The sequence below is a fragment of the Pedobacter sp. genome, assembly GCF_045628745.1.
GTDB lineage: Bacteria > Bacteroidota > Bacteroidia > Sphingobacteriales > Sphingobacteriaceae > Pedobacter.
In genome coordinates this window covers 1-8,784 of sequence record NZ_JAZQPU010000093.1, presented here as the reverse complement: position 1 = coordinate 8,784, position 8,784 = coordinate 1, and the positions used below count along the sequence as shown (strand labels likewise).

The following is an 8,784-nucleotide window of genomic DNA, read 5'->3' as shown; positions in this document are numbered from 1 at the left end:
AAAAGTTTAGGTATGTTTCCTTCGAATACAAAATCGGTAGAAACGTGAATGAGAACAGCTTGGTGTTCTTTACAAAGGCGTGCTAGATTTTCAGCCCCAATCTTATTAATTTTTCTTGCAAGATCAATATCATCTTCTGCTTTATCGACGGCCGTATAGGCTGCACAATTAATGACAAATGACGGCCTCTCCGATAGAAATAAAATTTTCAATAAATCTAAATCTAGAATATTAGCTACATCCTCGCCTGGGAAGAAGATGTCTGTATTACCCTTTCTCTCTGCCACTGTTTTTATACAAGTACCTAATTGGCCAGAAGCACCAAATACAACTATTCTACTCATACTTATAAGGTAACTAAGGCTTTAATTAAAGGTAGAACTTCATCTTTTTCTGAGATTAACAAATTTTCAACAGGTACTTGCCAATCTATGTTAAGTTCTGGATCTGCATAATGCAGACCTCCTTCAGAAGCTTTATTGTAATAGTTATCACACTTATAAAAGAATTCTGCATCTTTAGATAATACCACAAAACCATGTGCAAAACCACGGGGAACAAAAAATTGTAATTTGTTTTTCTCTGTTAAAACCACACTATACCATTGACCATAGGTAGGGGAGTCTTCACGTAAATCAACAGCAACATCTAATACTTCACCTTTAAGTACACGTACTAGTTTAGCCTGTGCATGCTTGCCTTTTTGAAAGTGCAAACCTCTTAATACACCATAAGAGGAAAAACTTTGATTATCTTGTACAAAATGAACGTCTAATCCAGCTTCCTGGTTAAACTTTTCTTCATTGAAGCTTTCAAAAAAATAACCTCTTGGATCTTTAAATACTGCTGGTTTGATCACAAAGCAACCAGCTAAAGGGTGTTTTGGAAAGATTAAGTGCATAACATTGAATTGGGTAAAGAAAAATGGAACTTTTATTTTAAACAAACAAAATTACCGTGGAATTGTTGATTTTATACACTTAATAGATCAACATGTTGCTAAAACTTAGACATCAGCTTCACATCTTGTCCGGAAAATTTCTGTTGAATTTAGATGATGCGAGAGAATTGGATGCAGGGAAAAGGATTATTTCACTCCTTGCAGGCGTATATATTTTTCAAAAAGGGATGAAAATAGTCACCAAATCACCGGTAATTGCGATGCAAGAAATCTTACTGGGAAGCTTTTTATTGTATAATGGTGCTACAGGGATTAATCTGCTGGCTAGAATTAATAAACCGCGTGAAATTGCAGAGATGAGAAAGAATCAAATCCAGGGAAATGATCCAGATGCAGTACCGGCTTTTGTTTAAGAGCCGGATAATCACCCCGGCTCTGATAAACAACTTACTTAATTAACATAAAAACAATTCTATATCTTAAATAATGATCATCTTAATCATTATTTAAGATATGATTTTTAAAGCCTTTAGCTCTTCTACGAAGTTCTTTTAATGCTTTATCTTTGAGTTGACGCACTCTTTCCTTACTCAATCCATTTAAGATAGCGATCTCTTCCAATATAATAGGCTCCCCACTACCTAAGCCAAAATACAGCATAATAATATTCCGCTCTCTTAAAGGCAATGTATTTAAAATCTGTTTAATTTCTTCATTAAAAGAATCTACCATTAAAGCATGGTCAGCACTTGGATGATGGTCATGTAAAGTGTCAAGCAAAGTACTCCCAATTTCATCGCTTACCACCGCGTCTAAAGAAACTGGCATACGGGCAATATTTAAATACTCTTCAATTTTATCTACATCAATATCCATAAACTGGGCTAATTCTTCTACAGATGGGCCGCGTTCTAACTCCTGTTCCAGTGATAAGGTGGCCTTGTTGAGTTTGGTGATCGAACTGATTTGATTTAAAGGCAACCGCACTGAACGTGTCTGATCGGATAAAGCTTGTAAAATGGATTGTCTAATCCACCATACAGCGAAGGATATAAACTTAAAGCCCTTGGTTTCATTGAACCTTTGTGCAGCTTTAATTAACCCCAGGTTACCTTCGTTAATTAAGTCGCCCAGCGCCATACCCCTGTGCTGGTATTTTTTAGCCACAGACACGACGAATCTGAGATTGGATTTCACTAAAAGATCTAAAGCACGGACATCGCCATTTCTCACCTTTTTTGCCAGGACGCTTTCTTCCTCCACGCTTAATAGCCCAATTTTACCAATATCATTTAAATATTTATCTAAAGATGCTGAATCTCTGCTGGTGATGGTCTGTCCGATTTTTAATTGCCTCATATAGTTTATCTTTAATATTGAACTCATCTTAAGTATACCTTGTTAAATACGATCTCAATTTAACCACAATGTAAATTAATGGTTTAATGAGTATAATTACTTGGCTTAAACAAATATTGGAACAATAATTAACATTTCAAAATAGGAAAATCAATTTCATTGATAATAATTTAATTAATGCCTTTTTCATGCACGTAGCCTGTATATTAATTTTATAAATAATTATACAGTGCATTATTTTTTAAGCGTCAAATTTATTGCTAAGATTAAAGTTTCAAATCAGGAAATTTAACTTTTAATCTCAACTTCTTAGATTATGGCTTTTTACATGCCCCTGACTGCAATTGTGCTATAATTACTTTAAAACATTTACTTTTGTAACTGAGAAAGAATACAATGAGTAAAAGAGGCAGAATTTTAGTAGCCATGAGTGGCGGAGTTGATAGTTCAGTAGCTGCAGTGATGTTACACGAGCAAGGATATGAGGTAATTGGTCTAACGATGAAGACCTGGGACTATGCAACTTCAGGCACAAGCGGTAAGGAAACTGGCTGCTGTAGTCTTGATAGTATTAACGATGCGAGAACATTAGCTGTTAATTATGGTTTCCCTCACTATATTTTAGATATTAGAGAAGAATTTGGTGATTATGTAATTGACAACTTCGTTGATGAATATTTAGCCGGCAGAACCCCCAATCCATGTGTATTATGCAACACTCACATTAAGTGGGAAGCTTTATTAAAACGCGCTAATAAATTAGATTGCGAATTTATTGCTACGGGGCATTATGCAAACATCAGACAACAAGATAGCGGCCGATATGTAATTTCAAAAGGCTTTGATGAAAATAAAGACCAGTCATATGTTCTATGGGGTGTTTCACAGGAAAACCTTTCCCGGACTAAATTTCCTTTAGGTTCATTTGCTAAAGCTGACATTAGACAAATGGCTTTAGACATGGGTCAGGAAGAATTGGCTAAGAAAAGTGAAAGCTATGAAATTTGCTTCGTGCCAGATAATGATTACAGGGCTTTCTTAAAACATAAAGTTGGAGACCTGGAACAGAAAGTAGCCGGTGGTAATTTTGTTTTGAGTAACGGTATGGTTGTTGGTCAACATAAAGGTTATCCATTTTACACTATCGGTCAACGTAAGGGCTTAGGTATTGCATTTGGTGAACCCATGTTTGTTACCCAGATTTTACCAGAAAGCAATACGGTAGTTCTAGGCAGAGCAGATGAGTTAGAAAGACGGGAAGCAATGGTTCGCAATATCAATTTGGTAAAATATGAAAATATCAATGACCCTATGGATAATGTAATCACTAAGATCCGTTATAAAGATGCAGGTATGCTCAGCACTATTGTCCAGGAAAAAGACAGGATGAGGGTTGTATTTGATCACTCCGTTTCTGCAATAGCACCTGGCCAATCAGCTGTGTTCTATGAAGGCAATGATCTATTGGGAGGTGGCTTTTTGTGTTAATCACCTTCACGAAAATATGCATATAAAAAAAGCCCTTTTTAGGGCTTTTTTAGTTTTAGATTTACGCTGTTACACGCTATTAATTAAAAGTTTTTTGTAATCTCTGGATCTAATGGTTTAACCGTAGAACGGTAACGGTGTACCAGCTGTCCCTTTTCGTTAATCAGGAATTTTTCGAAATTCCATTTAATGTCTCCTTTGAAATCCGGATTTTCAACAGTGGTTAAGTATTTGAACAAAGGATTGATGTCCTCACCTTTTACACTTACCTTCTCACTTAGCATAAAGGTAACACCAAAATTCTTTTCACAGAAATCCTGGATTTCCTTATTTGTTGACAATTCCTGGCCACCAAAGTTTCCAGCGGGAAAGCCAATTACAACAATATTCTTTCCATATTGCTGGTGTAATTTTTCCAGGTCTTTATATTGTGGTGTGTAGCCACATTTAGAAGCCGTATTTACAATCAGGATTTTTTTACCCTTAAATTTTGATAATTTGATTTCCTTTCCATCCATGGTTTTAATGGTGTAATCATACACCGTAGTTGGTGGCGTAAAAATCAAACTGAATAATAACAGAAGTACGTTCATAGCGATGTGATTTAATTTTAAACGAATTTAAGCATTAAATTCGGGATAGAAATCAAGCGAAAGACAAATCCTGTTTCCAACACAAATACAAGTATTTGAACTACTTTAACCCTGTAAAGGGATCTTTTTGCTGTGAAAGATTTGGATGCATTATGGCCCTGAAATAATGTCATCTCAATTTGAATATTGATAAAAAATTAGATTCTATTTTGATTTTGGGGTTATTTATAGCTTTATTTGCAGAAAAACGTTCTGAATGGCTAAAAATTTATTAATAGTAGAGTCACCCGCAAAAGCTAAAACCATTGAAGGGTATTTAGGTAAAGATTTCCTTGTTAAATCAAGTTATGGTCATATCCGTGATTTAGTTAAAGGGGACATGGCGATTGATATTGCTAATAATTTCAGTCAGACCTACGAAGTTCCATCAGATAAAAAACAAGTAGTAGCAGAGTTGAAGAAGCTTGCTAAGGAAGCAGAAATGGTATGGCTAGCCTCCGATGAAGACCGTGAGGGAGAAGCTATTTCGTGGCACCTGTACGAAACACTTGGTTTAAAAGAAAGTAAAACAAAACGCATCGTTTTTCACGAAATTACCAAACCTGCTATACTAAAAGCTATTGAAACGCCAAGAACGATTGACTATAATTTGGTTCACGCGCAACAAGCCAGACGAGTTCTAGACAGACTTGTAGGTTTTGAATTGTCGCCAGTGTTATGGAAAAAAATCAAACCTTCTTTATCAGCAGGTCGCGTACAATCTGTAGCAGTGAGGTTAATCGTTGACCGTGAAAGAGAATATACACAATTTAATGCCACTGCGGCATTTAAAGTAAGTGCACAATTTAGCACCGGCAATGCAAAAGAAGTTGTTAAAGCCGAACTTCCACAAAGATTTGAAAAAGAAGCTGACGCAGAAAAATTTCTGCAGGATTGTATAGCGGCAAAATATAGTGTGAGCCAGCTGGAAACTAAACCAGCTAAACGTAACCCTGCTGCCCCTTTTACCACTTCTACGCTTCAACAGGAAGCTTCAAGGAAACTAGGTTTTTCAGTTTCCAGAACCATGCAGGTTGCACAGCGTTTATATGAAAGTGGAAAGATAACTTATATGCGTACCGATTCTGTTAACTTATCAGAAACGGCAATATTAGCAGCATCTAATGAGATTAAATCTGCCTGGGGTGAGAAATATCTCCATACCAGAACCTATAAGACTAAATCTGCGGGTGCACAGGAGGCGCATGAGGCCATTAGACCTACATACTTTAATGCCCATACCATTTCTGGAGATAGTTCTGAGGAGAGACTCTATGAGCTGATCTGGAAGAGAGCGATCGCCTCACAAATGAGCGAAGCGCAGTTTGAAAAAACAACAGCACACATTTCCATCAGCAGCAGAAATGAACACCTGATTGCTGAAGGTGAAGTATTAAAATTCGACGGCTTTTTAACTGTATATCTCGAATCAAGTGATGATGAGGAACAGGAAGACACCGACAACAATAACATGTTGCCCCCTTTAGCTATAGGACAAGATTTAAAATTAAGGATCATGAATGCCACGGAACGTTTTTCTCGCCCACCGGCAAGATATACGGAGGCTAGCCTCGTTAAGAAACTAGAGGAACTTGGTATTGGTCGTCCTTCTACCTATGCTCCTACCATTTCCACTATTCAAAACCGTGGTTATGTAATTAAAGATGAAAAAGAAGGTAAGCAAAGGGCTTTCACCGCTATTGTTTTAGAAAATGGTGCTGTCCATAAAGAAATAAAAACTGAAATTACCGGCGCTGAAAAGAATAAATTATTCCCTACAGATATTGGTGAGGTTGTAAATGATTTCTTAGTAGCACATTTTAAAGACATCGTTAATTTCAACTTCACCGCTAAGGTAGAAAAGGAATTCGATGAGATTGCCCAGGGTTTACAAGAATGGACAAAAATGCTGCATTCTTTCTATACACCTTTCCACCAGGAAGTAGAAATTACCCTGGAAACTGCCGAAAGAGCTAATGGCGAACGCCTTTTAGGTCTTGATCCGGTGTCTGGAAAAAATGTATATGTTAAAGTAGGAAAGTATGGCCCATTGGTACAGATTGGCCAAATTGACGATGAGGAAAAACCTCGTTATGCAAGTCTTGCAAAATCACAGTCTGTAGCGACCATTACCCTTGAAGATGCTTTAGAGCAATTCAAATTACCTTTTCAATTAGAAGATTACCAGGAAAAAGAAGTTTCTGTAGGTGTTGGACGTTTTGGCCCTTATGTAAAATGGGGTGAGGCTTTTATCTCTGTGCCTAAAAATGAAGATCCTTTATCGATCGATAAGGACCGTGCTATTGAAATCATCAATGAAAAAGTACTTGCTGATGCGCCGGTTGCGCATTTCCAGGATCTTCCAGTTACAAAAGGAACAGGTCGCTTTGGTCCTTTCATCAAATGGAATGATTTCTTTATTAACGTTCCTAAAGCCTATAACTTTGAAGCGTTAAGTGAGTCTGATATCAAGGAACTGATCAGCAAGAAAATAGAAAAAGAAGCTAATCGATACATCCAGCAATGGGCAGCGGAAAAAATAGCTATAGAAAACGGCAGATGGGGGCCCTTTATCCGTTTCGGCAAAGAAATGTTGAAGCTTGGAAAAAACCCTGCAACGAATGAAAAATATACGCAGGAAGATCTGAAAGAGATTTCTCTGGAAGAAGTTAAAAAATTAATTGAAGAGCAGATACCAAATGCCTTTGAAGTAAAAGTGAAGAAAAAAGCAGCGACTAAAACCGGTGCTGCAACAGCAAAAAAAGCTGCGCCTAAGAAAGCAGCGCCCAAAAAGGCGGCAACAAAAAAAGTAGCTGCCAAGAAATAAAAATGATTGAAGCTATCCTGAACAAACCACAGGATAGCTTCAATTGCTTAAGCGTAGCTGATAACCGTTAAACAAACAAAAAGATAGACGAATGAAAAAGGATCTTCCAGTAAATGTTGTTGAGGATGTAGCCATGGCAGTTGTACTTGTGGATGAATCTCCGGAAGTAAAAAACTGGACTGTATATCTCATCAACTTAAAGCAAGAGTCAATCACAAACGTACTGATCAGTTCTAAAGGTTATGGTGAGAAAGATGGTAAACCTGTGAAGACATCTGTATTACGGCATTTCTTAGGTGATATGCCTGCTCAATCTTTTAACAGTGTTGAAGGAATTGATACAGAAGTATTTGGGCTAACCAACGAATATTGGTTAAGTTATTATATCAATGGAACCATTTACGATAAAAAGTTCATCTTCCTTCCGGAAAGCATTGTAGATGAAAACCTCATCAAAATACCATTGGTAAATAAACCCGGTGTAATGATCAAATAACGAATTTTATTGATGCAATAATTTTCGCTCCACGCCTCCTGTTACCAGAAAGTATTTCGCTGCCATTGCGATGGCTAAAATAAGTATGCCTGCCATTGGAAATGGTTGTACATAATGATCTATTGCGTATAAACAATCTGAAATCAAGAACAGCAGGGCACCGGAAAAAATCAAGGTAAAGCTTTCCCTGTTTACCCTTAGATTCCTGAAAACTGACATCATCAGCATTACGCTCAACAAAAAGATGTAGGCCATGGCCGGTATCCTGATGGCACCTAAATAAGGACGCAAAAAAACATAAAAGCCCATTCCAAGAACGGTAAAAAAGGCAATGGCAATCCTAGCATTCTTTTTATCTAATTCCTGTGCAGACCTGAAATCCAGGTAAAATGCACGTGTATAGCAAAAATAAGCCAGCATGATCGCTAACCAGCCATAAGTACTGCTATGGTCATGAAACAAAAATAGCAATTCACCGATGGAGGTAAACAATAAACCACAAAACAGTCTTCGGTGAAAACGGCCTTTGAGCTTTGTTTTAAGGGTAAGGAAAACCAGTAGAGAAAGCAGGCTTAAAGGGGTAACAATATAAGTTACGATTTGAAAGGAAAATGAGGCTGCAATAAGCTGAACAATAAAAAGAAGGAGATACAGCAGATTAAAAGCCTTATATTTCTTTAACATAAGGGCTAGGTAATTTGATAAAAAAATAACCAGCCATAAAAAAATTACAGCTGGTCATATATATTTTATTTGCAGAATTCAGTTAAAAAAAGCTAATTAATAGCTTCTTTCTCTATTATTGTTGTTGCGCTTGAAACCACCACCAGTATTACCACCACCAGTGTTTGGTTTTTCTTGAGCTTCAGCAACTTTAATACGGTTACCATTGTAATCGCCGCCATTCATTCTTTTAATGGCTTCCTTCGCTTCCTCGTCGTTTGGCATTTCTACAAAACCAAAACCACGACTCTGACCAGTTTCACGATCTTTGATAATCCTGAGTGATTTTACTTGACCGAAATCACCAAATACGGCTGTTAATTCATCTTCCCCTACTTCTAAAGGAAGGCCTGTGATA

10 protein-coding genes are annotated in these 8,784 nt (G+C 37.1%); 4 read left to right on the top strand and 6 right to left on the bottom strand.

Annotated features, from left to right (window positions below):
- On the bottom strand, positions 1 to 344 hold a 344-nt coding region (locus ACR2F7_RS03965; RefSeq protein WP_432712295.1), incomplete at its 3' end, for a sugar nucleotide-binding protein.
- A gap of 2 nt (positions 345 to 346) precedes the next feature.
- The gene (gene rfbC / locus ACR2F7_RS03960) at positions 347 to 901 is read right to left on the bottom strand and encodes a dTDP-4-dehydrorhamnose 3,5-epimerase (RefSeq protein ID WP_432712294.1); all 555 of its coding nucleotides are present in this window, start codon (positions 899 to 901) and stop codon (positions 347 to 349) included.
- Positions 902 to 993: 92 nt separating this feature from the next.
- Here rfbC and ACR2F7_RS03955 point away from each other — a divergent pair, with 92 nt between their 5' ends.
- A complete protein-coding gene (locus ACR2F7_RS03955; protein WP_432712293.1) occupies positions 994 to 1,314 on the top strand; it encodes a hypothetical protein in 321 nt (106 codons plus the stop codon).
- An 82-nt stretch (positions 1,315 to 1,396) separates the two neighbouring features.
- On the opposite strand, the gene ACR2F7_RS03950 is transcribed toward ACR2F7_RS03955, so the two are convergent.
- Complete coding sequence (locus ACR2F7_RS03950; protein ID WP_432712292.1) at positions 1,397 to 2,260, bottom strand: sigma-70 family RNA polymerase sigma factor; 864 nt, start codon at positions 2,258 to 2,260, stop codon at positions 1,397 to 1,399.
- Positions 2,261 to 2,656: 396 nt separating this feature from the next.
- On the opposite strand from ACR2F7_RS03950, the gene mnmA reads away from it, so the two are divergent.
- Entirely contained in the window at positions 2,657 to 3,748 is a 1,092-nt protein-coding gene (gene mnmA / locus ACR2F7_RS03945; protein WP_432712291.1) for a tRNA 2-thiouridine(34) synthase MnmA, read from the top strand.
- Positions 3,749 to 3,831: 83 nt separating this feature from the next.
- On the opposite strand, the gene ACR2F7_RS03940 is transcribed toward mnmA, so the two are convergent.
- The gene (locus tag ACR2F7_RS03940; protein ID WP_432712290.1) at positions 3,832 to 4,341 is read right to left on the bottom strand and encodes a glutathione peroxidase; all 510 of its coding nucleotides are present in this window, start codon (positions 4,339 to 4,341) and stop codon (positions 3,832 to 3,834) included.
- A gap of 256 nt (positions 4,342 to 4,597) precedes the next feature.
- Here ACR2F7_RS03940 and topA point away from each other — a divergent pair, with 256 nt between their 5' ends.
- Positions 4,598 to 7,207 carry a type I DNA topoisomerase gene (topA, locus tag ACR2F7_RS03935; protein WP_432712289.1) on the top strand — a complete coding sequence of 870 codons (2,610 nt, stop codon included), beginning with the start codon at positions 4,598 to 4,600 and terminating at the stop codon, positions 7,205 to 7,207.
- A 91-nt stretch (positions 7,208 to 7,298) separates the two neighbouring features.
- Positions 7,299 to 7,703: a hypothetical protein gene (locus tag ACR2F7_RS03930; RefSeq protein ID WP_432712288.1), complete on the top strand. Its 405-nt coding sequence runs from the start codon at positions 7,299 to 7,301 to the stop codon at positions 7,701 to 7,703.
- Between the two features lie 6 nt (positions 7,704 to 7,709).
- Here ACR2F7_RS03930 and ACR2F7_RS03925 read toward each other — a convergent pair whose 3' ends face one another.
- Positions 7,710 to 8,387: a lysoplasmalogenase gene (locus ACR2F7_RS03925; RefSeq protein ID WP_432712287.1), complete on the bottom strand. Its 678-nt coding sequence runs from the start codon at positions 8,385 to 8,387 to the stop codon at positions 7,710 to 7,712.
- Between the two features lie 96 nt (positions 8,388 to 8,483).
- The gene (locus ACR2F7_RS03920) at positions 8,484 to 8,783 is read right to left on the bottom strand and encodes an RNA recognition motif domain-containing protein (RefSeq protein WP_432712286.1); all 300 of its coding nucleotides are present in this window, start codon (positions 8,781 to 8,783) and stop codon (positions 8,484 to 8,486) included.
- Position 8,784: the final 1 nt, after the last annotated feature.

Excerpts from the sequence above, each read along its gene's own strand:
- rfbC (WP_432712294.1), bottom strand. The coding sequence starts at position 901 with ATGCACTTAATCTTTCCAAAACACCCTTTAGCTGGTTGCTTTGTGATC.
- ACR2F7_RS03955 (WP_432712293.1), top strand. The coding sequence starts at position 994 with ATGTTGCTAAAACTTAGACATCAGCTTCACATCTTGTCCGGAAAATTT.
- ACR2F7_RS03950 (WP_432712292.1), bottom strand. The coding sequence starts at position 2,260 with ATGAGGCAATTAAAAATCGGACAGACCATCACCAGCAGAGATTCAGCA.
- mnmA (WP_432712291.1), top strand. The coding sequence starts at position 2,657 with ATGAGTAAAAGAGGCAGAATTTTAGTAGCCATGAGTGGCGGAGTTGAT.
- ACR2F7_RS03940 (WP_432712290.1), bottom strand. The coding sequence starts at position 4,341 with ATGAACGTACTTCTGTTATTATTCAGTTTGATTTTTACGCCACCAACT.
- topA (WP_432712289.1), top strand. The coding sequence starts at position 4,598 with ATGGCTAAAAATTTATTAATAGTAGAGTCACCCGCAAAAGCTAAAACC.
- ACR2F7_RS03930 (WP_432712288.1), top strand. The coding sequence starts at position 7,299 with ATGAAAAAGGATCTTCCAGTAAATGTTGTTGAGGATGTAGCCATGGCA.
- ACR2F7_RS03925 (WP_432712287.1), bottom strand. The coding sequence starts at position 8,387 with ATGTTAAAGAAATATAAGGCTTTTAATCTGCTGTATCTCCTTCTTTTT.